Origin of the sequence: Adlercreutzia agrestimuris, assembly GCF_943193125.1 — a bacterium.
Lineage (GTDB): Bacteria > Actinomycetota > Coriobacteriia > Coriobacteriales > Eggerthellaceae > Xiamenia > Xiamenia agrestimuris.
Window position 1 is genome coordinate 35,557 of record NZ_CALPCX010000003.1, and the last position, 26,331, is coordinate 61,887.

Genomic DNA, 26,331 nt, shown 5'->3' on the forward strand with positions numbered 1-26,331 from the left:
TGTGACTAATGAAACTACTTTGACAAGAAACGCAATTGTTACGGGATCAAGCAGAGGTATTGGCGCTGCAATTGCCACGGAGCTTGCTTCATTGGGCTATAACGTTTGCTTGAACTGTTCAAGTGAGGCGCGCCTTGAGCTTCTTGAGCAGTTTGCAGCAACCCTTGAACAAACATATGGCATCAAAACACTAAGTTGTGTAGCAAATGTTGCCGATCCGCTCTCAGCACAAAAGCTCATTGATGCATGTGTTGCTGAGTGGGGAAGCGTAGACGTGCTGGTAAATAATGCGGGTATCACCAAGGATGGTCTTGCCGCGCGTATGAAAGAAGAAGATTTCGATGCTGTTATTGCCGTTAATTTGAAAGGCACCTTCAACTGCTGCAAAGCGGCGGCCTCAAAGATGATGAAGCAGCGCTTTGGACGCATTATCAACATGTCAAGCGTGGTTGGTGTTGCGGGAAACGCTGGTCAAGTTAACTACGCGGCATCAAAAGCAGGTGTGATTGGCATAACAAAGTCTCTCGCCAAAGAATTGGCAGCTCGCAATATTACTGTCAACGCGGTAGCACCCGGCTTTATCGCAACAGATATGACGGATGCGCTTTCAGATTCTCAAAAAGAAAGCATATCTGAACGAATTGCTGCAAAGCGCTTTGGTGAAGCATGTGAAGTGGCGGCATTGGTAGGTTTTCTTGCAAGCGAAAAAGCAGCTTACATTACCGGTCAGGTAATTCGCATTGATGGAGGTATGGCACTATGAGCAGCGTAGAGCAGGTTGTAAGTTCATCAACACACGAAGACGAAAAGAGTTTGTATCGTCGTCCAGATGGTTCACATCGCGTAGTTATTACAGGCATGGGAGCCATCAGTCCTGCTGATGTTGGTGTAGACGCGCTTTGGGATGCGGTCATGAATAAGCGCTGCTGCATCTCTGAAATTGAACGCTTTGATACTTCCGAATATGAAGTTCATAATGCCGGTGAAATTAAGAATTTTGACGCAACCGAACATGGTCTTTCAAAAAAAGAATCTCGACGCTTTGAACGATTTGTTCAATATGCCATTGTTGCGGCTGATGAGGCGCTTGCGCAATCTGGTTTGGATATGGAGCAAGAAGACCCCACGCGCGTAGCGGTAGTATTTGGAACGGGCATTGGTGGCATAGATGAGTTGCAATCAGGTTTTGCAACGCTTGAAGGAAAGGGTCCAAAACGCGTCAGTCCTCTCTTTATTCCTACCATGATTGGCAATATTGCCGCAGGTAATCTATCCATTCGCTATGGCATGAAAGGCGAGTGTCTTAATGTTGTAACTGCATGTGCAACAGGTGCTCATAGTATCGGTGCGGCTGTTCGTGATATTCGCCATGGATATGTGGATGTTGCACTTGCTGGTGGCGCTGAAGAGTCAGTGTCACCCATTTGTATTGCAGGATTTACTAATCTTGGTGCACTTTCACAAATTGAGGATCCTCATAAGGCATCTCGACCTTTTGATGTGGATCGTGCCGGTTTTGTGGCTGGTGAAGGTGCAGGTGCTTTGGTACTTGAGTCTTTGGAACATGCACGTGCACGTGGAGCAAAGGTTCTTGCAGAAATTACCGGTTTTGGTTCAACAGGTGACGCATATCATATGACAGCTCCCGATCCGAGTGGTGAAGGTGTTATTCGCGCTATGCAAATGGCACTTGATGAAGGTGGTTTTACCCCTGCTGACTTGGGTCATCTTAATGCTCATGGCACAGCCACTCCTGCAAACGATGCAACAGAGGCAGCGGCGCTCATTGCGCTTTGTGGAGAAGAATGCGCTGGTGAGATTCCTGTTGCTTCAATCAAAGGCACAACAGGTCATACGCTGGGTGCAGCAGGCGCCATTGAAGCAATTATATGTGCGCTGTCCGTACAAAATGATTGCGTGCCACCGACAACCGGTTTTGAAACTGCTGATCCAGAGTGCGCGGTACGTGTTCTCAAAGAGCCGTTGTACAACTATCCGCAGAAGGTAGCATTGTCTAATTCGCTTGGCTTTGGTGGTCATAACGCCTGTTTGGCCATTTCGCCTTATAGGGATGAGGAGTAACCTATGGAAATTACCTTTCCGTGCGATAAGAGTGTTGTTGAAGAGGTTCTTCCTCATCGGGATCCCTTTTGTTGGGTGAGTCGTGTCATTTCATGTACGCCAGGGGAGTGTATTGAGGCTCAGCTAGACGTAGATCCAGCATTGCCGCTGTTTGAAGGTCATTTTCCTGAGTATCCCGTTTTGCCGGGAGTAATCATCATGGAAGCGCTTGCTCAAGCAGCATCATTTTGCATTCTTTATGCACGTGGTGCCGAAGGTTCGGTTGGTTTTTTAACAGGAATTGATAAGGCAAAATTTCGCCGTCAAGTTCGCCCTGGCGAAACGTTAACGCTTAAAGCGCAGATCGTAAAATCTTCTTCGCGGTTATGCGTTGCAGAGGTTGTAGCTACCGTTGAAGGGGAAGTTTGTGCAAGCGCTACGCAAAAATATGTGCTTGCTTAAAGACCTTGTGTAAGTTTGCTTATAGCCTGGTCAAGTGAGGTTTGGATATCGTGAAATACATTACATTGGATATACAAGGTGAACTGAGTGGTGCGCAGACAAAGGATGCGCCATTACCAAGTACAGGTGACACCAATGAAGACGTTCTTGCGCTGGATGTGGCGTATCAGCTAAACCGAATTGCTCACGAGGCGGCTAGTGCTCTTGATGTGGCTCCAAACGCTATTGATGCCGGTGCACTTTCAGGGTTTACTGCGGTGAGTATGGCGGTTTCACCAGTTCGCAAACGATCTGGGCAGGGAGATTCTGCGCGCGAGAATGAAATGCTAGACCTTCCGCGTGTATTGGTTATGAGTAGGTCTCGCAATTCAAAGCCGCTTTTGGCGGCTTGCGCTGAAGCTGGTTTTGTGACCATTGCGCCAACAACGACCGATAAGCGTTTTGAATCCCATCTTAAATGCGCTGATCAAACGGTAACGATGGGCGAAAAGTACTCGGAGCAGCTTTTTGCAAATAGCCATGCTGTCTTGGAGGCTGCTGCTGCGTGTGAAGCTACGACAATATTGTTATGCGATGAGGCGCTGTCTCTTGCGCACGTTGATAGTTTTTTGGCGCGCGCTAAAGGTGCAGGAATCCGCGTTTTTAAGCCGCTCAATAATGCAACCCCTTTACTTGGTTGGGTTCTTTGTGAAACTACAAAGCCTGCTATTGAACGCGGAAGCGTGGATCACGAGGCATGGAGGACGTGCAGTCATTGCGGCTTGAAATTTGATGAATCTTCGTTGGCGGTAGGCCATTATGTTTGTCCAGGATGTGGAAGCTATATTCGCATGAGTGCGCACGAGCGCATCAATGACTTGCTTGATGATGGAAGCTTCGTTGAGCTTAATGCAGATGTTGAAGAAACAGATCCTTTGGAATTTCCAGGGTATCAGCAAAAGCTTGAGAAGCTTCGCGATGCAACCGGCTGCAATGAGGCTATCACCACAGGTACTGGTCAAATTGCGGGCTTAGACATTGCTCTTGGCATTATGGACTCTCATTTTTTGATGGGTTCCATGGGTACGGTTGTGGGAGAAAAGGTTGTAAGGCTTGTAGAGCATGCACGTGAGCTGCGTTTACCACTTGTGCTCTTTTGTGCATCAGGTGGTGCTCGTATGCAAGAAGGGCTTATGTCTTTGATGCAAATGGCTAAGGTAAGCTGCGCACTTGAACAATACAGTGAAGCACACTTGCCTTATATTTCGGTGCTTACTGATCCCACCACCGGTGGCGTTACTGCGTCATTTGCTATGCAGGGAGACATTATTCTTGCAGAGCCTGGCGCGCTGATTGGTTTTGCAGGACAGCGCGTTATTAAAGACACCATAAAGCAAGAGCTTCCTGAAGGGTTTCAGACGGCTGAATTCGCTCTTTCCCATGGGTTGATTGATGCTATTGTACCCCGCGAGGACTTACGCTCCACACTCGCGCATTTGATCGCCCTTCATCATGAGTCGCTTCATCAGAATGCCGAACCGCAACCTGGTGATAGAGCGCTTTTGATTACGTATGATGCGGTTGAAAACAATCTTGAGCGCGGGAGCGGTACGTATAATGCAGTCACATATGGTGACTTAAATGCTGAGGTGGTCTTTGAAGATGAATCTGTGCGCGAGTCATCATTCTTGCCACGTACCTTATTGAGTGATTTTTTGAATCGCAAGTCAAATGCATCGCGCAAGCGCCTTGAGCGTATGTTAAGCGATCGTGCTTTTGATGCTGAGGGTGGAGAACTCTTTATTGGCGATACGCTGCTTAATGATGAGCTGTCAAATCGGACAACTGATGCGTCTGTGCAAATAGCTGACAACAAAGCGTGGGAAAGCGTTATGCTTGCGCGTAATGTGCATCGACCCACCGCTATGACCTATATCAACAAGATTGTCGAAGGCTTTATTGAGCTTCATGGAGACCGCGCGTTTGGTGATGATGGTGCAATAGTTGGCGGTTTGGGATGGATTGATGGCAAACCGGTAACCGTGATTGCTCAGGAAAAAGGATCTGATCTTAAAGAGCGAATTACCAGGAACTTTGGCTGTCCGCAGCCTGAGGGGTATCGAAAGAGCCTGCGACTGATGCGTCAGGCTGAAAAGTTTGGACGCCCTGTTGTCTGTCTTGTAGATACTCAAGGTGCATTTTGTGGTACAGAAGCTGAAGAACGTGGTCAGGGTAATGCTATTGCAGACAACCTGATTGCGCTTGCCGGTCTTCGCGTGCCCGTAGTGAGTATCTTACTTGGAGAGGGTGGTAGTGGTGGCGCATTAGCGCTTGCTTTAGCTGACAGAGTGGCAATGCAAGAGCATGCGGTATATTCCATTTTGTCTCCTGAGGGTTTCGCATCCATTCTTTGGAAGGATCGCTCGCGAGCTGCTGAAGCAGCTGCGGTTATGAAGATGAGTGCGCATGACGTGCATCAGATGGGTATCATTGATGCTGTTTTGCCTGAAGGCAAACAGGCTGCACATCTTAATCCAGATGAAGCGGTTGAGGTGGTGCGTGAGTATCTCAGTCACTCGATAGATGAGCTTGGTCATTACGATATTGATGAATTGTGTTGTTTGAGAAGAGAGCGCTTCTTGAAATTCTAAACATCAATTAAAACTGCAAATAACAAGAAGAAGAGACGGTCGGGCAGTACCGTCTCTTCTTATGCGAGGTGCGCACATTGTGCGGGAATGGGAACGCACAGGGCGCAGCGAATAAGTGTAGGTAAGGCGAAGCCGAAGAAAGACTTCGCCTTATTGATTCTTTACTTCATGACGCGTCGACGCGCAATGAAGATTACTGCACCAGCTGCAGCAATCAGCAGCATGATGGGGAATGCAAATTGCATAACGGTGTCGCCCGTCTGAGCAAGCTCTGCGTCTGAGCCAGTCTTAGGCAATGCGTGCAATGCTGCGTTAGTGGCTTCGTCACCATTATTGGCACCGTTTGTGCCCATCGAGCCGTTGTTGTTGCCATTGTTACCGCCATTGAAATTGGGGTTAGACGGATCGTCTGCACCAACAACGCGGTTGACAGCAGGGTCATACCCTGACGGATAGGCGGTGTTTGATGACGAACGGTTCTCTGAATTGTTTTTGCGGAATTCATCCCAACCCTCTGGTGGGTTGTATCGATGACCGCGATCTGGCAAACCATCAGCAGTACCGTCAATGATAGAGTTGTCAACATCGGAAGGATTGCGGCCATAAGCAAATGCCACGTTGCCAATGTCGCTGTTTGCTGCTTCCTCAGTTACTTCTACATCAAAGATGAGCAGCACGGATTCACCACCAACTACATCGCCAATATAAACGGCCATGTTGCCTTCCTCGGGCGAATAAACGTCATCATCACATGCGATTTCAGTTCCATCAGGGTAGACAAGTTTAATTGAGCCTGCAAGAGGAGCTAAGCCTTCAGGTAGAACGTCTTCGATGGTAACGCCATACCAGGTAGTCCACGGGTCGTCTTGGTTGGTGAATTTCACGGTATAACGAATGATGTCGCCGACATAGACGTTGGTATCCTCAGGATCTCGGTCTTCTGAGAGATTCTCTGCTGACTTCTCCGTCACCAAATCAGCCGGGGTGGGGTTAGCAGGAGCGATATCCTCAATTGGAGCCTCAGGAGTCTCAGGAAGCTTAGGAGGATTGTCAGGATCTCCGCCAAAGATATCAACAATATCGTCAATGTTGTCTTTCTCGATATCTTCCCACGTGGTGTCATGATCCTCGGGGATATAAGGACCAACAGGAATGGGGTCACGCTTGATTTCTACCGGACCGCTTGGACGGTTTGGCTTGGGGTTGTCCGGTTTATCCGGATTGTCCGGGTTGTCAGGATCATCCGGGTTGCTTGGGTTATCAGGATCGTCGGGATTATCCGGGTTATCCGGGTTGTCAGGATCCACAGGATTGTCGGGATCATCCGGCGTCGGATTTGGGTTCACGATGGTCGTAGAAGGTTGCGTACCATAGACATATGCCTTATTTGCAGCCACGTCAAAGCCAAGCGCCTCGGGAAGCACGGTGCAATCAAAAGTTACTGTGGCCTTCTGGTTGCCATACAGATCGCCTACGCAGAAACCAATTGTGCGTGTTTCAGCATCGAAATCTACTTCAAAGTTGCGATATTCGGTTCCGTCGGCAGTAACAATTACGGCCGTCCCAGGCTTATAGCCAAGTCCTTCAGGAAGCGGGTCTTTGATAAGGACATCATAGAACGCTGAACCAAGGTGGCTGTTTGAAACCTCAATGGTATAGCGAATAGTATCGCCAACTTGTGCGATGTTTTTGTTGCCGCGATTCTCATAACCAGGCGTTACATTCTGAGCGCTCTTGGTCGTGGTGATATCGCCGTCTTCACGCGGGTCAACGTCATCAGGAATGATGACAAGGTCATGATCATCGGGAATATCGGGGTCAGTAACGGGATTTACTGGCACCGTGATAATGACATCGCGAATGATGGGATTGTCCGGGTCATCAGGATTGTCGGTTTCAATCTTAACCGGAATCTTAACCTCGGTGACGTTGGGGTTGTCTTCTTTTGCTTCCTTGATGATGCGATCAAGCTCATCCTGGATATCATCAGGAGTGGTCGGGTCGTCTTTTTCGCCAAACTTGATGATGCGATCACCAGGATTAATAGGATCTTTCTCCGAAGGATCTAACGGTTTGCTCGGATCGCTCGGGTCAGCCTTTTCGGCTTCGCCAAATGGCGTACCTGGCGTTACAGGACCTACTTCTACACCAGGTTTTACGGGGTCAGGCTCAACCGGGGTATCAGGATTGTCAGGATCAATAGGAGTGTCGGGATCATCAGGATCTGTTACCGGCGGTTTTGGCGTGGGATCAATAAGGTCGCCACCCAAAATATCCTTGATCGTCGGCTCAACAGAGGTGGGATCAGCAAAAGCGGTCACCTCATCCAGTGGAATACCGTTAATGTTGTCAATACGGTCATCCCACGGATAGTTCTCGTTGTTCTCAAGGTTAATGCCATAAACGCCGTTAGCAGTTGAATCGCTGCGGAAATCAAGGTCGTTGATATCTTTGACAATTGCCGTGGGATCAACCACGCAATCAATTGAGAGTTGGTAAGACTGGCTACCAAACAGGGTGGGGAGCGAATCTACTGTGCACATATCCTTGGTGCTCGTGGTTGCAAGACCAGTTGCACCAGCGAGCATTTGAACGGCGCGCGTAGACGCGCTTTTTGCGTTTTGACGTTTGTAGTCACCATTTGCCTCTGAGAGTTGCTTGGTTTCGCCATAAGGATTGGTTGAAGAGAGCGAAATGAAGCGCGTGTCATCAGGCGTGGTAATAGTGAAAATGGGGTTTTGGTACGCAGAATTGGCAGTCGTGTTGGTAAACGTTACGGTGTAGCGCAATGTATCGCCCGGGCGAATGGTGCCATCCGAACGGGTAAGGTTGACTGCAGTTTCGGTTGCTGTAATGACCGGTTTTGCGTCGGCGTCAGGATAGATAAAGACGTCGAAAGTGCGGGTTGCACCATTAAATGAACCAGTCGGAGCAATGGTCACCGTGACGGTCGTGCGACCGGCGCCACGCACTGTTGCCATGGTTCCAAACCCAAAGTCCTCTTGTGAAGGATCAGTAAACAGATCAGAACGATTCTCTACCGTTGATGGGTTGAAGGTCAATACACCAGGGTTTGAAGACGTGATGGTTACTGCACCTACAGAATTGGTGTCAACATAGAACGGGATCTGGGTGCCTGGAGTCTCTTTGGTAATGTCATAGTAGACATTGGCAGCAAGTTTGTCCTCGGAGAGCGTAGGCTTCGCTGAACCGGGGGTATACCCAGAATCCTTGAGGTTATAAACATCAAAATTGCAGTCGGTTCGTTGAATCTCAACTACGGTTTCTTCGGTTTGAGAATCATAGTAGTTACGATACAAGTTCAAGTTGTCGTTGTCGGCCTGGGCTACTTCGCCAGCATCGTCAACAATTTCGCCGTCGCGACGAGACGTGTATTGTACATGCACCGTATGATTGCCATCTTCGGTTTCTGCAAGGCGGAATGCCTCTAATTGCGAACGAGTAAGGTTAAAGATTGCAATGGTGTGTTCACGATTAGAGTCGGTTGAATCGGTTTTGATGAAAAGGTTGTCCTGGGTGGTGTCTTCAAGGTCTTCACGACTGAACTCAATAACGCCACCAAGTCGTTCTGGTACAGCGCGTCCATCAATGAATAGCTGCAGCTTGCCATAAGGTGCAAGGCTAGTAGGACGCGACATGTCAGAACCGTCAGGATAGGTGTCACCGTTGGGAAGTTTCCAGCTTGTGACATCGATGGGTACTACCAAATGGTTGTTGGAGGCAACATTGTGGTTTTCGCTTTGATCTTGCAGCCATGTCGGACCAGTGATGTCTACTGCAGGATTGTCTCCTGAAGCAGGAACAGTATAAGGAGCATATGAGCTTTTTGATTCAACAGGTGAAATGATTGCGGTACCTTGCAGGCGATGTCCCCAGTAGCTACCACCGTCATCTTGAACATGCTGTTTTGAAACAATAGAGATAGCTTGCGTTCCTGTCTCAGAAGGCATGGTGCTGCCTGCTTCCAAGATGTTGCCTTCTTCGTCAAGGGTTTGGAAGCTTGTCGTTACGCAGCTTTTTCCGTCTGTGCCAACATTGGAGTTAAGGAGTTTTCCTACGGCTTCAATGCCTTCGGTTGAGATGGGGTTTTTGGAAAAGTCAATCTCTTCAAGCGGCAAACCATCATAGTATTTGTCCAGTGAAGCAAAGTAGTTTCTGATAGTTGCAGATGCCTCTTCTGACATACCGTTTTTGTCAGCGCTTAAGTCAATATAGCGCTTAAGTGTAGGTGTTGAGCTGCCGCCTGGATTAAGATCCTCAATGTAGAGCGGCTCAAGCTTCAACTCTTTTTCTTCGCCAGTATTAGGATCAACGACAATATAGCTGAGCTCTACGGTAATGTCGCTGCCCTTGTATGATTCAGGGAGCCACAGGTAGAGTTTGCCATCGTCAAGCATTGAAGGTGCGCCATAGACCTGAGGCTTGCCATCAACGAGCAAGCGCCAATCGGTAATGTCATTACTGGTCAAGCCTTCACTTTTAAGGTCAACTTGAATCATGGTCAGCAAGACATCATGGGCATCGGAGTTGTATGCATTACCGTCGAATTTTGCCATGCTTGCAACGCGCAAAGAACCACCAGTTACTACAACCCAGCCGCCTGTACCGCCAAGGTCTTTTTTGGATCCTTTTGAAGTGGGTAGCAGGGTGCCACCGGTAACGCGGATGGTGCAGCCAGTTGCAGTGGTACCGCATGCGGCGCCAAATGCATTGCCGTGGTCATAACCTTCAGCGGTAAGGTAACCACCATTGATGTTGATGTTACCGCAGACAGTTTTAATAGCAGCAGTTGATGCGCCAATTTGTTTTGTTGAAGTTGCTCCAGCGCTTGACCAACCCGCACCAATGCCAGCGCCATGGTATGAGCCGTAAGCATGAATTTCTGCAGCGTTGAATGTCATATCGGTTGCGCCACCAGCGGAACCTCCGCCAATGCCTGTACCTGCACTTCCGTTGCCGCTGTTATAGGAGTATCCACCCCATGAATAAGCATAAATAACACCGCCATCAAAGACCATATTGCCCGCCATTTCTGAAGGACCTGATCCAATGGCGCCGCTGCATTGACCACCCCATGCATGCAAAATACCGGGGTTAGCACTCTTGAGTTTGCGTATTGGGTCGCCTTGAGCAACGACGGTTCCATCATTGAGTGTGCCTGCAGTATCAACAACACCATTTAATACGTTAATGTGGGTGTTTCCAGACCAGTTTGCACGAGCATCGTCAATGTAGAGTTGTGAACCGCTACCGACATGTAATGCAGCGCATTGCTGACCAGTGGCAGTAAGCGTGTTGGTTGTACCATCTGCAAGAGTTAAATATAACGTGGATGGGGTCATCAAATTAATTGGTGAATAACGTACAGTGTTTGCAGTAATTGCAACACCTGCAAGGGTGAGATGCGCTACAACGTTTTCGTTAATTTGAACCGAACCAGACAAGGTACCTGAGAGGGTCATAGGCTTACTGGTAAGAATAGAGACTACGCTTCCAGAAACCGAGTAGTCAGTTCCCTCGATACCACCTGTAATAGTGAAACCTGCAGGAAGAGCCTGGGTAGCAATTCCATTATCACTTTCTTCTGACAAGGCGGCTGGTTGAGCTGAGGTGACAGCTTTGGCCGACTGAGCTACTGAAACAGTAGCATTTGCGGGTACAGGGGAAAAATTCTCTACCGACTTATCGGCTTCATCGTCACAATCGGCATGGGGGGGGGTTGACTCACTGAGAGGGTTTTGGTCTACCTCTTCGGAATCGATAGTGACATCAGTGACAACTTCAGCACTATTAGTGTCTTCGACTTCAGAAGTATCAGTTGTTTCGTTGGCGGGGGTTTCCTCGTCAGCGGAAAGATCTGAAACTTCAAGTACTGGTGTCACCTCCTGCTTTTGGTTGCCATACGCGTTTAATCCAGTAGTTGGAAGCATTAATCCACATGCGAGGATCACTGCTAAACCACACCGAAGAAGCGCAGGCATTTTTGTGGGTGCCTTCTTTTTCATGGTTACTCCTGGTTTCTCTAAAACCTTTACGCGTTCGCGCGGATTCAGAGGCTTTATAACCCAGGTGATTCATGTATTAACATACACGATACAAACTGCCCCCGAAGTAGCGCGTTCATTTGGTGCAATGTCTCCAAACGAATCTCAATTATATGATGGTTTGTAACAATTACGCAACAAATTAGAAACACAAAAATGACGGACGTACGATTCGTTTGCGGGAGCGGTGTATGTGATTCTTAAGCTTAGTAGGAGAGGCGAATGCCCACGTAAAGCGCGTCTTCTGGCAGACCAGAAATATTGTACATGTCGCTGAGGGCTATAGTGGAAACGCGCCAGGTGCAGGTATATCCCCATGCATCAACTGTGCCCGTCATGAAGGTGTTGCCTGCCTCATCTACTCCAGAGCCGTTTTCGGCAAGGACGCTTGCTGGGTCAAAGCCTTGACTGGCCATGGCAGCTTCGATGGCTGCTTGTGCATCCCCTGAAGTGAAGTCAGCATAACGAAGACGCATTTCAGTAGATTCACCATGTTGCACATTGAGATTCCAAGAGCCGTTAAGCAAAAGTGCAGCTTGCGATGCGTCAAGTGATCCTATGCCATTAGCAAGCATAAGCATTGCATCTGCGGTAGAGACGTCTGAAGGGAGCTTCATGAGTTGCAATGCGTTATTTGCTACATCTTCTTCGGAGCTCATATTGTAGATACTGTATCCCGCATCAATGAGTTGCTGTTCTATAGAAGCGTTATCTACATCAATATAATCTGTCAGGAGTGGAAGATCATAGCTTACATCGCGCGAGAGATTTTCTTCCACGCTTGCAGAAGAAGAGGTCATAAACTCTGAAATGTTGCCTTCGATATCCTGGTAAAAATAAACGCCAATACCTAGTGCTACAAGGGCAAAAGCGGCTAAAACAATATAAGCTTTTTGTGGCATCTTAAAAGGGCGTTTAAGACCACTGTCGTCGAGGTAATTAATAGGACCGTCGCCTTCAACGTAATCCGGAGTCTTTGATTGAAAAAGCATGGATAGAGGTCTCCTGTATCTGAACCGCATGCCTGACGATTTGTGAACAAATGGCATTATAGCATTGCTCATAGGCGAGCCTATGTTAGCATGCTTACTGCCCGTGAGGGAGTAGCTGGCAAGCGTTTTGGCGTTTGCGGTACGTTCAACATCTTGGTGTTCATAGCACCTGGCGTATCTGAAATTGCGAGACTCACGGCGCACTGAAGTTGTAAGACTTGGTGCGCCGTGAGTTTTTTAATGTACGAGCAAGGAGTATACCGTGGATTTTTCAATTTTCACTACACCGGAGGCATGGATTAGTCTGCTCACCCTTATCTTTCTTGAGATAGTGCTTGGTGTGGATAATCTGGTATTCATTTCAATTACCACCAATAGACTTCCTGTTGAAAAGCAACATATTGGTCGAAAACTAGGTCTTGCTGGCGCCTTAGTAATGCGTATTTTGTTCTTATGCTTTGCGTCTTATCTTGTGCATATGACCACGCCGCTCTTTACGATTGATTTAGGATTCTTCTCCCACGGTTTTTCTGTACGCGATATCGTGATGCTTGCTGGTGGTGCTTATCTTATTTATAAAGGTATAGATGAGTTGCGCAGCGTCTTGAAACTGACTGAAATCAAGGCTGAGCATTCTGAAGAACATAAGTCTCTTCACATGATTGCATTACCGCAGGCAGTCGGCACAATTATGGTTATGGATCTCGTGTTCTCAATTGACTCGGTGATCACAGCAGTAGGTTTAGCAAACCATCTTATCATCATGATCCTCGCGGTCATGATTGCAGTTATTCTGATGATGATCTTTATAGATCCAATCTCTGATTTCATTAACGGACATCCTGAGATGAAGATATTGGCCTTGTGCTTCATCACAGTGATTGGTGTGCTTTTGCTTCTCGATTCTGCTGGCATTAATTCAGGTGTCGAAGTGCTTGATATGCATATGGAAAAACTCATGGTTTATTTCTCCATGGTGTTCGCCTTTGTGCTTGAGCTAATTCAAATGCGCTTCAATAGTAATCTGTCTGCATATGAGCAGGAGCGCAAAGAGCTCAACGACGCAATTAAAGAGAGCGTTGTTCAAGGTATCGAAGAAAAGAGTGACGAGAACCGCTAAAAAAGTTGTTGACCTAAGATTATGTTGTGTTAGACTAGTTGTTCGCTGGCAGCATCAAATCTGCCAGTAACACGTAAGTGGGCGGTTAGCTCAGGGGGAGAGCACTACCTTGACACGGTAGGGGTCACAAGTTCAAATCTTGTATCGCCCACCATTGAATTTACTGACCAGTGACTTATGAGAGTCGCTGGTCTTTTCTTTTCTTGATAACAATACTTACTCAAGTTGTATTCGTGGTGAGGGCACGTAAAAGCTATTACCGAGCGAAGAGATCATATCCTTCTTCTGAAACAATTAAACGTGCAGCTTCATGATCAATGTAGGCGGTAAAAGGCGTAGTGAGTCGCGTAGGTTCTCCATCATATTGAATTTCAAGTGGTGGATCAGATTCAACATGTACCACTTGAGCGCGAAGTGTTTCAAGAGCGTCGCCTCGTTCTGGATAATCGCCTCCACGGTCTAAAAATCCTGCAATAATCGCCGGAATGAGCCCAAATGCATTTTGCGCTTTCAGTATCATGACGTCGAAATAGCCGTCGCAAGGTTCATTGGAGTGGGTAAGTGCGATATCAAATTGAATCTTTGAGAAATTGACGATAAGTACACCAACCCCTTCGCGCTCGATAGTTTTGCCATCAAGGGTGAGGGTAAATGTTGCTTTTTGGGGGAGCGCATTTGCGACTGCTGCCGAGAGATAAGCCATTGGACCCATGATCCGTTTGTTCGGAGCGGCATCATGCATGATAGTGGCATCGTATCCAGCACCAGCCATAATGCCGAAACCATGGCGAAAACCATCTACTTCGATAATACCCAGATCAAAATTGAGTGTCTTTCCTTCACGTACCAAATGCGCCAAAGCATGAGGTTCATGGGGTTGTTCGAGGTTTAAAGTGAGAAGATTGGCAGTACCTGCTGGAAAAGGCAGAATGGGAATATTGGTGTGCGACAGTTGCGAACAGATGGTAGAAACAGTACCATCTCCGCCACTTGCTACTACCGCATCAAACTGATGCGCATCTTTGAGTAAAGAGGCAATTTGGGTAGTGCCGTCAGTATTGCGAAGTACGACCTCGTCTCCGTCGCTTGAAAACGCGCGGATGAAATCGTATATAGCACCTTCGCCGAAGCCGGAGGATAGGTTATTAATGACGAGCAGTTTCACAGATCACCTTTCGCTTGTTATGATTAAAATGGTACAACATATGTGAAGTAACACAAGACAAGGATTTGAGCGTTGTTTATTGTCAGTCAAGAGGAACTCGAAGCATTTTGTGGGAGAGCAAAGCAGTCTGCAGTATTAGCCATTGATACTGAGTTTATGCGAGAAAAGACATATTATGCAAAATTGTGTCTTGTTCAAATGGCCACTGAGACAGAATCGGTTTTGATTGATCCGTTTGCTGTCGCCGATTTGACCGTATTAGCAGATTTACTTACTGATAAGCATATCGTCAAGTTGTTTCACGCGGGAACACAAGACATTGAGATTCTCTACCGCGAAGTTGGTGTATTACCTTCACCGGTATTTGATACCCAAATAGCTGCTGCGCTTTTGGGGCATACGCAGCAGATCGGATATGCGGCTTTGGTGCATTCGGTATGTGGAGTGACAATCAAAAAGACTGATTCTTATACCGACTGGTCGCGACGACCGCTTTCTGAATCGCAAAAAGATTATGCGCTCAATGATGTGTTGTATTTAGGATCGCTTTATACCCAGATGAGCGAAGAATTGCGCGCAAAGGGACGGCTGCAATGGTTGACGAGTGATTTTGAAGCTCTCGTTGACCCAACCAAGTATGAAATTGACGAACGAGAACGCTTTCGAAGGCTTAAGCGTGTGTCATCTTTGTCTCGCAGGCAGCTGGCGGCAGCGCGTGAGGTTGCTGCATGGCGCGAGTTGCATGCACAGATGCGCGATATTCCACGGAAGTGGGTTATGACTGACGAGCAAGTTGTTGAGGCATGCAAACGCGAAGCACGCAGCATTGATGAGCTGTTTATGGTTCGGGGGCTTTCAGACAAGCTTTCTACTAAGGATGCTCGCGAGGTTGCAGCCCTTATGAAAGCCGCCTTAGATTCTGCTCCTTCAACATGGCCAGAACTGGACAAATGCGGTAAAAGTGAACCAAATGTTGATATGCAGATAGATCTTATGAGCGCGCTCGTGCGTGTGCGTGCAAAAGAAAACGACGTTGCATTTCAGACGCTTGCAAGCCATGCTGATCTCACGCGTATTGCTCGCGGGTATCGAAGCGGTATTGAGCTATTGCAAGGTTGGCGTGCTCAAATTGTTGGAGAAGAACTGATTGATCTGCTGGAAGGTCGCATCCAGCTCAGTATTGATGGGTCAACGCTTGTGGTTATGCGTTGTTCATGATTAAGAGTTACGGAAGTTTTACGTACCTTAGTTTGGGTGTAAGGCGAAGCCTTTGTCGTCGATATAATGGTAAAGAAAAAACGAGTCATACGTCGTGTAGTTAAAAACTTGCGCACGTATGATGCGATATAAGGAGCATAACGTATGAGTTTAGAATATGTATTAATGGTCATTGTTCCCACGCTCATAATTGGAATGGGAGCGCAAGCGTATGTGACTTCTCAACTTAAAAAGTATTCAAAAGTACCTATTTCAACAGGTATGACAGGTGCTGAATGTGCGCGTGGCATGCTTGCTTATTACAATATTCAAGGAGTTGAAGTAAGGCCAGGAGGTCCAGGTCAAGACTTTTTTGACCCGCGAACAAATACGGTAACGCTTTCTCCTGAGGCATATAACGGTCGTTCGGTTACTGCTACTGCAACAGCTTGTCATGAAGTTGGCCATGCATATCAGTACGCCGAGGATTACAAGCCTATGAAGATTCGCGGTTCATTGGTGCCTGTGGTAAACATTGCTTCAAATGCTTGGATTTTTATCCTGCTTTTGGGTGTCGTCATGCATATTGCTGGTTTCTATGATCTTGCCATTATTCTTTATGCGCTCGTGGTGCTCTTTCAGGTGGTTACCCTTCCGGTGGAATTTAATGCTTCGCGTCGTGCTATGACTTATATGGCATCTACGGGACTTCCACAGTCAGAGCAAGTTGGCTCATACAATGTCTTGCGTGCATGTGCGCTCACCTATGTGGCTGCAGCACTTGCTTCTGCGCTGCAGCTCTTGTGGCTTTTTGGTCAGCGTAATGACTAGTTTTGAGCAAGCAGACAGTGCGCCGCTCAGCGTTTCTGCAGCTATGGCGCGCGCTAAAGGCGCACTTGAGCAAGTTACTATAAAGCTGGTAGGAGAGGTTTCGGAGCTTTCCATTAAGCCAGGATATAAAGCGGCTTACTTTACTGTCAAAGATCAAAGCGCAGCTTTGCCTTGTATGATGTGGAATAACCGCTATGTTGCATCGGGTATTCAGCTTACAGTTGGTCAGCTTGTTGAGTTGACAGGGCGTTTTACCTTGTATGCAGCAAAAGGACGTATGAATTTTGACGTCTTTTCTATTACGCTTGCTGGCGAAGGCGACTTGCGTTTGAAGGTTGCAAACCTGGCTAAAAAGCTTGAAGCGGAAGGGTTGATGGATCCAGCACGCAAGCGTCCCTTGCCGCTCTTTCCTGATGTAGTGGGCGTTGTTACTTCTCCGCGTGGTTCGGTTATTCATGACATCTTGCGCACCATGCGATTGCATTTTCCCTTAACGCGTATTGTGTTTGCCGGAGTGCCGGTTGAGGGTGCGCAAGCAGCACAAGCCATGGTATCGGGTATGAATTGTGTTGTGAATGCAGGCGCTGAGCTGGTTATTTTAGGTCGCGGAGGCGGCTCGTTTGAGGATTATATGCCTTTCAACGATGAGCAACTCGCGCGCGCAATTGCAGCATGTCCTGTTCCGGTGGTTACGGGAATAGGACACGAGCCTGACAACACCATAGCTGACATGGTTTCAGATTTGCGTGCATCCACGCCAACTGCAGCTGCAGGAGCAGTTATTCCTGCTAAAGAGAGAGTGCAAGAGATTTTTGCAACGCGCGAAGCGTCGTTGGTGGCCGCAATACAAAGAAAGCTTGATCGTGCTGCGTTGCAACTTGAGCGCTATGCAGACCGCACTTTGTTTACTGACGCGCAAGCTCTCTTTGCGAATCAAGCACAAACGCTTGATTATGCAAGTGACAGATTAATGCGTGCTATTCCCGACAACCTTGCAAGAGATGCTCAACAGCTCAATCATATTACCTCACGTCTGGTTCGGCTTATGCCTGATCAAGTTAATCGTTTTTCTCAGCCAGTAGCGCGAGCTAATGAGCTATTAAGCTACGCCCTTGGGCACGCCACGAGTGCACCACAAACACAACTTGATCGCTATTGCGAACGATTGACTTTGCGCGCTACATCGCTTTTAACTCCTTTTGATCAGCGGTTATCGCTGGGGGCATCGCGCTTGCATGATTTATCTCCGTTGACAATTTTAAGTAGAGGGTATGCTGTAGCACGAACAGAAACGGGGCAAGTCGTTAAGGATGTAGATCAGGTGGCAGTGGGGCAAGCAATACGCGTCACGCTGACTAATGGCGAACTTGATTGCAACGTAATGGATATAGCGCATATAGACACAGACATAACAATATTGGAGGATCACAATGAGTGAATCACAATTCGCACCAGTTGATACTATGACGTTTCGTCAGGCAATGGCGGAATTGGATACCATTATGACAACGCTTGAATCAAACACACTTGAACTTGAGGATAGCCTTCGAGCATATGAGCGTGGAGTTGAGCTTCTTCGTGCATTAAAAGGAAGACTATCTGATGCGCAACAAAAAGTAGATGTGCTCATGGGAGAGCTTGTCGAAGAACCTTCTGACGAAGAGCGTGACACAACGTTGTCTTAATCAAAAGAGAGCTTAGTTGCTGCTTGTGCCTTCTACCGATTGGTCTTGTAACTTGTTTTCGGCGAGCGGAGCGCCGCTTGCCGAACGTCGTCTTTTTACGAGATAACAAGCACAATTCAGTGCCTACACTATAGGAATAAAACGCGTTACTCTAGGAGGTAGGCCGTTGAACGTCTTGGTAATTAATGCAGGTTCATCTTCACTGAAGTATCAGTTATTAAATGTTGAAACCCAAACGCTTCTAGCAAAAGGCATTTGCGAACGCGTTGGTTCTGAAGAGGCTTTCCATAAGCATGGCCTTGATAAAAATGAGCAGGTTATTGATGCCAAGATGGCTGATCATGATGATGCAATGGCGCTTGTTTTAGAAGCGCTTACATCAGGTCCTACCAAAGCTATTGATTCGCTTGATGAGATTGACGCTGTTGGACATCGCATCGTTCAAGGCGGTAAGTATTTTGATAAATCCGTGCTTATTGATGATGAAGTAATTGAGCGTATTGGTGAGCTTGCTGAACTAGCACCACTTCACAATGGAGCAGCCCTCATGGGTATCCATGCTTGTCAAAAGCATATGCCGGGTGTACCCATGGTTGCGGTTTTTGACACATCGTTTTTCCAGACGTTGCCACCAAAGGCATATATGTATCCGCTCCCTTATGAGCTTTATGAGAAATATGCAATTCGTAAATATGGCGCCCATGGAACGTCGCATCGCTATATTTCAGAGCGTGCTGCGGTTGTGCTTGATGAACCCCTTGATGACCTTAAATTAATTACCTGCCACCTGGGCAATGGTTGCTCCATGTCTGCTATCGATCATGGTGTTGCTGTGGACACTTCAATGGGGTTGACGCCGCTTGATGGTCTTATGATGGGTACTCGCTGTGGTGCAGTTGATCCGGCTATCGTACCTTTTATTATGGAACACGAGAATTTAAACGCCCAAGAAGTAAACGATCTTATGAATAAGCAATCAGGCTTGCTGGGTATCTCGGGAATTTCAAATGATCTTCGCTCGGTTCGCGAAGCCTCAGAACAAGGCAATGAGCGCGCTCAGCTTGCATACGACATGTATTCAAATTCAGTCAAGAAATACATCGGACAATACATTGCTGTTATGGGTGGCGTTGATGCCATTGTTCTAACTGCCGGCGTAGGCGAAAACTGCGAGAAAATGCGCCGTATGATCTTTAGCGGTTTACAACCGCTTGGTATTAAGCTTGATCTTGAGAAAAACAAAGGCCGCGGAGGAGAGCGAGTTATTTCATCTGATGATTCCGTGGTTCAGATTGTCATTATTCCTACCGATGAAGAATATATGATTGCGCGCGATACCTATGAGATTGTTCATGAGCGCATAAATGAGCCGCTCATTGAGGACTAAATATTAGTTGAGAGTGAAGCGATAGTTTTATCTGCAATCAGTGTTTGATTGTGTGGCGACATTTCAGGATATGAAATGTCGCCACATTTGTTATTGCACAGGATTAGTGTTGAGCTTGTACGGCAGTGATGGCAACAACGCCGACGATGTCTTCAGCAGAACAACCACGAGAAAGATCGTTAACTGGTGCGGCAATGCCTTGCAAAATAGGGCCAAATGCTTCAGCTTTAGCCAGACGTTGAACAAGTTTATAGCCGATGTTTCCGGCGTCAATATCGGGGAACACCAAGACATTTGCTTTACCTGCAACAGCTGAATCAGGTGCTTTTGCGCTTCCAATTTCGGGGATAATTGCGGCATCTAATTGAAGTTCGCCGTCAATAGCCATATCGGGTGCAAGTTCTTTAACAATACGAGTTGCTTCAACGACTTTGTTGGAATCGTCATTTTTAGCAGAGCCATACGTTGAGTGAGAGAGCATTGCAACAACTGGTTCTGCATCATCAATGAGAGAATTCCAAGCGTTTTGAGCATTGAGAGCGATTTGAGCAAGTCTCTCAGCATCAGGCTGAACTTCAAGACCGCAATCGCTAAACAAAAACGTGCCATGATGACCAAGATCACAGTCTGGCACATTCATGATAAAGAAGGAGCTAACCATTTGGGCATCAGGCGAAGTCTTGAGAATCTGCAGAGCTGGACGAAGCACATCGCCTGTAGAGTGGCATGCGCCAGATACTAAGCCATCTGCCATGCCCATTTTGACAAGCATCATGCCAAAATAAAGCTCGTTGTCCATAAGTTCAGTTGCTTGTTCAAGTGTCATGCCTTTTTTTGCGCGAAGCTCAGCGAGCTTTTCAGCGAAGGCACCACGTTCATCTGCGGTTTTGTTGTCAATGAGACGTGCACCGTCAAGGCAATAACCACTGCTTTGCATATCATCAACATTGCCAAGGATAATTAAATCCGCAATGTTGTTTGCCAGAATTTGCTCCGCAGCGGCTAAGGTGCGCTCATCGTTACCTTCGGGAAGAACAATGGTTTTGGTGTCGGCTTTGGCTCGGGTGAGCATGTCATTTAGAAAAGAACTCATCGGCTTGCCTTTCTTTTTGCGCGATTAGTTATCTACTTTGTATGATAATTCACATACTTACTGCTAACACCCGATAAAATAGCAGTCGGCGCTATGAGGCAGGCAATTTGTGTATGCCTAAAACGCTTCAAGAGATGGATGAGGACGTGATGAGAAAGGGTGGCCCTTCATGGGTGTTAACTACCTTGATTATGCAGATGTAAATATGGCTGATGTTGATGCTGTTGTTGTTGGAAGTGGTTTTGCTGGATCTGTCATGGCTCGTGAACTTGCTGAGCGGGGAAACAAGCGCGTGTTGGTGATTGAAAAGAAGAATCACATTGCAGGCAATATGTATGATGAGATTGACGAAGCGGGCATATTGGTGCATCGCTATGGTCCGCATATCTTCCATACCAACAATCAGCGTGCTTTTGATTACCTCCAGCGTTTTACGGAGTGGCGCGATTATCAGCATGAGGTGCTTGCAAATTGGTATGGTACGTTTATGCCTGTTCCGTTTAACAAAAACTCAATGGAAATTGCTTTTGGCGAAGAAGAAGCTGCTCGTCTGACTGAAAAGCTTATTGAGACTTTTGGAGATGAACGCAAAGTAACTATTACTGAACTTCGCGCACAAGATGATCCGGACTTGGAAAAAGTAGCAGACTTCGTGTATGAGAATGTATTCTTATACTACACGCAAAAACAGTGGGGTTTAACTCCTGATGAGGTTGATCCTTCTGTTGTTGCTCGTGTTCCTGTCTTTTTGTCACGAGACAATCGTTACTTCCAAGATGAGTTCCAGGGTATGCCGCTTGAAGGCTATACGCCTCTTTTTGAGCGTATGCTTGATCATGAAAACATTAGCGTCTGCCTTAACACTGAAGCAGAAAGCGTGTTTGATCTGCGGTTCTCAAGCGATGATGAAGATGCGCCGCTTTCGGCAATTGCATTGAAAGATCAAAATTTCGAAGGACCTATCATCTATACCGGTCCTTTGGACGAGTTGTTCTTGGCGCGTTTTGGTCGTTTACCTTATCGCACACTTGATTTTGTGTATGAAACGTACGATCAGGAGTTTTGGCAGCCTTGCGGTACCGTTAATTATACGGTGACCGAACCTTATACGCGCATTACTGAGTTTAAGTATCTCACGGGTCAAGAAGCTCCTAACACCACCATCATGAAGGAGTTCAGCCATCCCTACGAAGATCCGGATACACAAATTCCTTACTATGCCATCATCAATGATGAGAATAACGCTCACTACAACCGTTATTTGGCGCTTACTGAACCGTTGGATAATTTCTATCCGTTGGGTCGCTTGGCGGAATATCGTTATTACAACATGGACGTCATTATTGGTCGCGCATTAGCGCTGGCTGATGAATTAGTGGGGTAAATCATGAAAACTATCACCTTCGCTATTCCATGTTATAACTCAGCGGCTTATATGGATAAATGTATTGAGTCGCTCTTAGCTATTGGTGATGATATTGAGATCATTATTGTCAACGATGGTTCAACCAAAGACAACACGGCAGAAATTGCTGATAGCTGGCAAGAGCGTTACCCCGACATTGTTCGTGCAATCCATAAGGAAAACGGTGGGCATGGCTCAGCGGTAAATTGTGGTCTTGCTCATGCAACGGGCACATATTTCAAGGTCGTAGACTCAGACGACTGGCTTGATAAACACGCCATGGACGAGATCATGGTATACCTGCGCGAACAGGCAAAAGCTGAGAATCCTACCGATTTGATCATTGCAAATTATGTCTATGAGAAAGTACATGAAGGCTCGCGCACTGTCATGCATTATCGCAATGTCTTTCCCGAAGGACGAGAATTTGGCTGGAATGAAGTGGGACACTTTTTGCCTAGTCAGTATTTGCTCATGCATTCAGTAATTTATCGTACGCAACTTTTGCGCGATATGGGGCTTGAGTTGCCTGAGCATTGCTTCTATGTTGACAATATTTTTGTGTATGTGCCGCTTCCTCATGTGAAAACGATTTATTATCGCGATGTTGATATGTATCGTTATTTCATTGGTCGCGAAGATCAGTCTGTCAACGAAGATGTTATGAAGGGTCGTATTGATCAGCAGCTTCGCGTAACACGTACTATGATTAATGCGGTTGAACTTCCTGACGGAGTTAGTGAAGAACGACTTGAGCGCTACATGGAAAATTATTTATCCATGATGCTTTGTATCTGCTCAATCTTCCTGCGCATGATTGGTACTGATGAGGCGGAAGACAAGCGTGAAGAGATTTGGGATTATCTGAAAGAGCATAATCCTAGGGTATATCGTCGGGTCCGCAGATCTGTATTAAACCTGGGTACAAATATTCCTACGAGTTTCGGTAGATTCATTGGAATCACTGGATATCATGTGGCGCAACGCCTTTTCAAATTTAACTAGGAGCGCCGAATACGTGGAATTTGGTACAAACGATCAGCGAAAGCGAGAGCTTATAAGACCACAGTATCTTGAACTTGATTCTGAAGTGGCTTCTCAGATTCAAGCTGATCGTGCGTGTAATCGATTAAGCCCTTATCGCTTTGATGATGCTTGTGTGCTACGTCGTGAGGACAATCCTCATGACGTAGCAACGCTCACACGTCCAGCTTTTTCACGTGATATTGAGAAGATAATCAATATGCCTGCATATAACCGCTATGCGGATAAAACGCAGGTGTTTTCATTTGTTGAAAACGATGACATTTCCCGACGAGGGTTGCATGTGCAATTGGTCAGTCGGATAGCGCGCAATATAGGCGCTCTGCTTGGTCTTAATACTGATCTAATTGAGGCCATTGCGCTTGGTCACGACTTAGGTCACACGCCTTTTGGTCATGCAGGTGAGCGCTTCTTGTCAAAGAGTTATCATGCACGAACGGGGCGCTATTTTAATCATAATGTGCACTCTGTTCGCGTACTTGATCAGCTTTATCGACGCAATATCAGCCTTCAGACCCTTGATGGAGTGCTCTGTCATAATGGCGAGTTCGCCCAGCAGACTTTGAACATGGGTAATACCCGTGATTTTGAAACGCTTGATGCTCTTGTTGATGCATGTAATAACGATGAGCTCACTATCAAAACGTTGCGCCCTTCAACACTTGAAGGGTGTGTTGTACGTGTTTCGGATATGATTGCGTATCTCGGTAAAGACAGGCAAGATGCGCTTCAAATGGGTGTATTGCCCTCTTTAGATATGTTTGATTCTTCTGTTATCGGCATTGATAACGCTCAGATTATTAATAATCTTACTGTTGACATCGTAAACAACAGTTATGGCAAAGACCATATAAGTATGAGTCGCGAAGTGTATGATGATCTGGTTTTAGCGAAGCGACAAAACTATGAGATTATCTACAATCGAGAAGGTATGGTGGGCGACACATCGAACGTTGTCGAAGAGATGTTTGAACGACTCTACGACAAACTCTTAGCTGATCTCATGGCAGGCGATGATTCTTCGCCGGTATATTTGCATCATGTTGAGCGTTTGAGTCGCAGTTCGCGCACTATAGAGCCTGAACAGTATTTGCAAACTGATCCCAATCAGATCATCGTTGATTATATGGCTTCTATGACAGACAGCTATTTTATGGCGCTTTATGAATATCTCTTTCCGCAGGATCAGCTAGCAATCTTTGCGCGCGATTACTGCTCAGACCTTGGAATGAAACACCCTAATGCAGTATCTTATTGCCCACAAGATTCAATAGAGGGCTAAACATGGCTGGTTCAATTAGTGCAGAAGATATCCAAAAAGTTCGCGATGCAACTGATATCGTTGCGTTCATTGGTGAGCGCTCTCCGGTAAAACAAAAAGGGCGTGACTTTTGGTGCTGTTGTCCGCTGCATAATGAAAAAACGCCTTCATTTAAGATTGATCCTGCACTTCAGTTGTGGCACTGCTTTGGTTGTGGCGAGGGCGGAGATGTCTTTGATTTTGTCATGAAAACAGAAGGATTGTCGTTTCCAGAAGCAGTGCGCAGATTAGCCGACAGGGCTCATATTGAAATTGAAGAAACAGAATCTGGTAGACCTCGCATCGGTATGGATGTGAAAAATCGACTCAAAGCGGTGTGTGAGGCAACAGAACAGTTCTATCACACGCAACTTATGCGCAGCACCATACCTGTTGCTCAAGATGCGCGCGCGTATCTAGCTGCAAGAGATTTAGGTGGTTCGGTGCCCAAGACGTGGCAGTTGGGTTTTGCTCCCGGCAATGGCGCGCTTGTGACCCATCTTCGCTCGCTTGGCTTTACTAATGCTGAGATGGAGCAAGCAAATGTTGCTGTGAAGGCGAAATCTGGAAACCAGATGCGTGACCGATTCTATAATCGCATTATGTTTCCTATTCACGACATTTCGGGTGAATGTATAGCATTTGGGGGTCGAGTTATTGGACAGGGTGAACCCAAATATCTCAACTCACAAGAGACGCCTATATTTCATAAATCAGAAGTACTTTTTGGGCTTGATAAAGCAAAAGCAAGTATGGCTGCAAGTGGTGTGGCAATCGTAACAGAAGGCTACACCGATGTTATTGCGTTACATGAAGCAGGGGTGCAAAACGTGGTTGCCACGCTGGGAACTGCACTCACCATGCGCCATATACGCGTCTTGTCGCGACATGCTCAAAAGCGCATTGTGTATTTGTTTGACGGCGATGAAGCAGGTCAACGCGCGGCAGATAGAGCGTTGGGTTTTATAGACGACTCAATGACCCCTGAAGCTGGACGAACGCGTATTGAGTTGGTGGCAGTAACGCTTCCCGATAACCTTGATCCTGCTGATTTCGTTAAACAACGAGGGGTAGAGGCGTTGCAGGCGCTCATAGATTCAGCGGTGCCACTTGTGCAGTATGGTATCGACCGCAGAATTGCGCAGCATGATCTTTCGCACGCCGAAGGAAGAACACGCGCTGCAAAAGAAGCCCTTGAAATACTTGCGCCTATCAAAGACTCCCTCTTGGCAAAAGATTATGCTCGACAAATTGCAGGTCGCGTGCGAATGGAAGAGGCAGATGCACTTGAAGTATTGGCATCGCTGAAACCACCTCGACAAGCGCGCGATGAGCAAAACACGCAAGAGATACACCAGCCGCTTCCAAAACGACAACAACGTTTTAGTCCGCAAGAGAAAAACCGTCGTCGGCTTGAAGCGCAACTACTGGCACTGTTTGCAAAACGATGTGACCTGGCTCTTAGTTCAGTATCGGCTTTAGCGCAAATACAGTGGCATGATCCTGTCCATGCGCAAATAGCTGAGGTGTTTTTAGAGCAGTTGTCGCTCAACCCTCAGATATCTTCTGCGGCTTTAGTGGGAGCAACTACGTCCGTGATTTCTGTAGCTGGATCCATCTTAACAACATCACTTGGCAATCAGGGCGAATCAGATGATGTACCCGATGAGGATCGCGTGCTGTTCTTGGTTGACGAGCTTACTATTGGGGATACCGAAGAGGCAATTGCTGACTTGCGTGCCCAGCTTGCTCAGCCTTCTCAGTTGCCAAATGATGAATATGATCTGTTGTACATGACTGTTGCGGCAATGCAAAAAGACCTTATTGCTAAAAAGGCAACACGAAAAATGTTGTGATGATGTGTTGGTGTATATCACCAGGTATAAAGTGGCAT

Annotated in this window: 18 protein-coding genes and 1 tRNA gene; 15 read left to right on the top strand and 4 right to left on the bottom strand. The window is 46.8% G+C overall.

Features of this window, described 5'->3' with window-relative positions; all coding sequences use genetic code 11:
• Position 1 precedes the first annotated feature (1 nt).
• The 4 genes from fabG to NFR28_RS05760 are packed head-to-tail and all read left to right on the top strand — an operon-like array spanning position 2 to position 5,153.
• Positions 2-763 (top strand): 3-oxoacyl-[acyl-carrier-protein] reductase, encoded by a 762-nt coding sequence (gene fabG, locus NFR28_RS05745; protein ID WP_476723727.1) that lies wholly within the window; start codon positions 2-4, stop codon positions 761-763.
• Positions 760-2,082, top strand: a complete 1,323-nt coding sequence (gene fabF, locus NFR28_RS05750; protein WP_251178879.1) for a beta-ketoacyl-ACP synthase II — start codon at positions 760-762, stop codon at positions 2,080-2,082. The genes fabG and fabF overlap by 4 nt, the downstream gene beginning before the upstream one ends.
• A 3-nt stretch (positions 2,083-2,085) precedes the next feature.
• Complete coding sequence (fabZ, locus tag NFR28_RS05755; protein ID WP_251178880.1) at positions 2,086-2,523, top strand: 3-hydroxyacyl-ACP dehydratase FabZ; 438 nt, start codon at positions 2,086-2,088, stop codon at positions 2,521-2,523.
• Positions 2,524-2,573: 50 nt separating this feature from the next.
• Positions 2,574-5,153, top strand: coding sequence for an acetyl-CoA carboxylase carboxyltransferase subunit alpha (locus NFR28_RS05760; protein ID WP_251178881.1), 2,580 nt, complete (start codon positions 2,574-2,576; stop codon positions 5,151-5,153).
• A 161-nt stretch (positions 5,154-5,314) separates the two neighbouring features.
• Here NFR28_RS05760 and NFR28_RS05765 read toward each other — a convergent pair whose 3' ends face one another.
• Positions 5,315-11,179, bottom strand: a complete 5,865-nt coding sequence (locus NFR28_RS05765; RefSeq protein WP_251178882.1) for an isopeptide-forming domain-containing fimbrial protein — start codon at positions 11,177-11,179, stop codon at positions 5,315-5,317.
• Positions 11,180-11,424: 245 nt separating this feature from the next.
• Positions 11,425-12,210 (bottom strand): teichoic acid transporter, encoded by a 786-nt coding sequence (locus NFR28_RS05770; RefSeq protein ID WP_251178883.1) that lies wholly within the window; start codon positions 12,208-12,210, stop codon positions 11,425-11,427.
• A 262-nt stretch (positions 12,211-12,472) separates the two neighbouring features.
• Between NFR28_RS05770 and NFR28_RS05775 the strand changes: the two genes are divergently transcribed.
• Complete coding sequence (locus NFR28_RS05775; RefSeq protein WP_251178884.1) at positions 12,473-13,330, top strand: TerC family protein; 858 nt, start codon at positions 12,473-12,475, stop codon at positions 13,328-13,330.
• A gap of 79 nt (positions 13,331-13,409) precedes the next feature.
• Positions 13,410-13,484: transfer RNA gene (locus tag NFR28_RS05780), tRNA-Val, on the top strand.
• Positions 13,485-13,586: 102 nt separating this feature from the next.
• Here NFR28_RS05780 and NFR28_RS05785 read toward each other — a convergent pair.
• The gene (locus NFR28_RS05785) at positions 13,587-14,495 is read right to left on the bottom strand and encodes a diacylglycerol/lipid kinase family protein (protein ID WP_251178885.1); all 909 of its coding nucleotides are present in this window, start codon (positions 14,493-14,495) and stop codon (positions 13,587-13,589) included.
• A gap of 72 nt (positions 14,496-14,567) precedes the next feature.
• Here NFR28_RS05785 and rnd point away from each other — a divergent pair, with 72 nt between their 5' ends.
• The 5 genes from rnd to NFR28_RS05810 all read left to right on the top strand — a co-directional run bounded on the left by rnd (position 14,568) and on the right by NFR28_RS05810 (position 19,595).
• Positions 14,568-15,713, top strand: a complete 1,146-nt coding sequence (gene rnd / locus NFR28_RS05790; RefSeq protein WP_251178886.1) for a ribonuclease D — start codon at positions 14,568-14,570, stop codon at positions 15,711-15,713.
• Positions 15,714-15,857: 144 nt separating this feature from the next.
• A complete protein-coding gene (locus NFR28_RS05795; RefSeq protein WP_251178887.1) occupies positions 15,858-16,523 on the top strand; it encodes a zinc metallopeptidase in 666 nt (221 codons plus the stop codon).
• A complete protein-coding gene (xseA, locus tag NFR28_RS05800; RefSeq protein ID WP_251178888.1) occupies positions 16,516-17,961 on the top strand; it encodes an exodeoxyribonuclease VII large subunit in 1,446 nt (481 codons plus the stop codon). The genes NFR28_RS05795 and xseA overlap by 8 nt, the downstream gene beginning before the upstream one ends.
• Positions 17,954-18,208, top strand: coding sequence for an exodeoxyribonuclease VII small subunit (xseB, locus tag NFR28_RS05805; protein WP_251178889.1), 255 nt, complete (start codon positions 17,954-17,956; stop codon positions 18,206-18,208). The genes xseA and xseB overlap by 8 nt, the downstream gene beginning before the upstream one ends.
• A gap of 166 nt (positions 18,209-18,374) precedes the next feature.
• Entirely contained in the window at positions 18,375-19,595 is a 1,221-nt protein-coding gene (locus tag NFR28_RS05810; protein ID WP_251178890.1) for an acetate/propionate family kinase, read from the top strand.
• 103 nt (positions 19,596-19,698) lie between these two features.
• Here NFR28_RS05810 and pta read toward each other — a convergent pair whose 3' ends face one another.
• A complete protein-coding gene (gene pta / locus NFR28_RS05815; RefSeq protein WP_251178891.1) occupies positions 19,699-20,688 on the bottom strand; it encodes a phosphate acetyltransferase in 990 nt (329 codons plus the stop codon).
• A 169-nt stretch (positions 20,689-20,857) separates the two neighbouring features.
• Between pta and glf the strand changes: the two genes are divergently transcribed.
• From glf to dnaG, 4 genes are read left to right on the top strand one after another with little or no spacing between them, the layout of a single operon-like run.
• Positions 20,858-22,072 (top strand): UDP-galactopyranose mutase, encoded by a 1,215-nt coding sequence (glf, locus tag NFR28_RS05820; RefSeq protein ID WP_251178892.1) that lies wholly within the window; start codon positions 20,858-20,860, stop codon positions 22,070-22,072.
• Positions 22,073-22,075: 3 nt separating this feature from the next.
• Positions 22,076-23,098, top strand: coding sequence for a glycosyltransferase family 2 protein (locus NFR28_RS05825; RefSeq protein ID WP_251178893.1), 1,023 nt, complete (start codon positions 22,076-22,078; stop codon positions 23,096-23,098).
• 52 nt (positions 23,099-23,150) lie between these two features.
• Positions 23,151-24,419, top strand: coding sequence for a deoxyguanosinetriphosphate triphosphohydrolase family protein (locus NFR28_RS05830; protein WP_420840407.1), 1,269 nt, complete (start codon positions 23,151-23,153; stop codon positions 24,417-24,419).
• Positions 24,420-24,421: 2 nt separating this feature from the next.
• Complete coding sequence (gene dnaG / locus NFR28_RS05835) at positions 24,422-26,293, top strand: DNA primase (protein ID WP_251178895.1); 1,872 nt, start codon at positions 24,422-24,424, stop codon at positions 26,291-26,293.
• Positions 26,294-26,331: the final 38 nt, after the last annotated feature.

What these genes read in the sequence shown, in the direction of transcription:
- fabF (WP_251178879.1), top strand. Translation starts at nt 760, where the DNA reads ATGAGCAGCGTAGAGCAGGTTGTAAGTTCATCAACACACGAAGACGAA.
- fabZ (WP_251178880.1), top strand. Translation starts at nt 2,086, where the DNA reads ATGGAAATTACCTTTCCGTGCGATAAGAGTGTTGTTGAAGAGGTTCTT.
- NFR28_RS05765 (WP_251178882.1), bottom strand. Translation starts at nt 11,179, where the DNA reads ATGAAAAAGAAGGCACCCACAAAAATGCCTGCGCTTCTTCGGTGTGGT.
- NFR28_RS05770 (WP_251178883.1), bottom strand. Translation starts at nt 12,210, where the DNA reads ATGCTTTTTCAATCAAAGACTCCGGATTACGTTGAAGGCGACGGTCCT.
- NFR28_RS05795 (WP_251178887.1), top strand. Translation starts at nt 15,858, where the DNA reads ATGAGTTTAGAATATGTATTAATGGTCATTGTTCCCACGCTCATAATT.
- xseA (WP_251178888.1), top strand. Translation starts at nt 16,516, where the DNA reads ATGACTAGTTTTGAGCAAGCAGACAGTGCGCCGCTCAGCGTTTCTGCA.
- xseB (WP_251178889.1), top strand. Translation starts at nt 17,954, where the DNA reads ATGAGTGAATCACAATTCGCACCAGTTGATACTATGACGTTTCGTCAG.
- pta (WP_251178891.1), bottom strand. Translation starts at nt 20,688, where the DNA reads ATGAGTTCTTTTCTAAATGACATGCTCACCCGAGCCAAAGCCGACACC.
- glf (WP_251178892.1), top strand. Translation starts at nt 20,858, where the DNA reads ATGGGTGTTAACTACCTTGATTATGCAGATGTAAATATGGCTGATGTT.
- NFR28_RS05825 (WP_251178893.1), top strand. Translation starts at nt 22,076, where the DNA reads ATGAAAACTATCACCTTCGCTATTCCATGTTATAACTCAGCGGCTTAT.
- dnaG (WP_251178895.1), top strand. Translation starts at nt 24,422, where the DNA reads ATGGCTGGTTCAATTAGTGCAGAAGATATCCAAAAAGTTCGCGATGCA.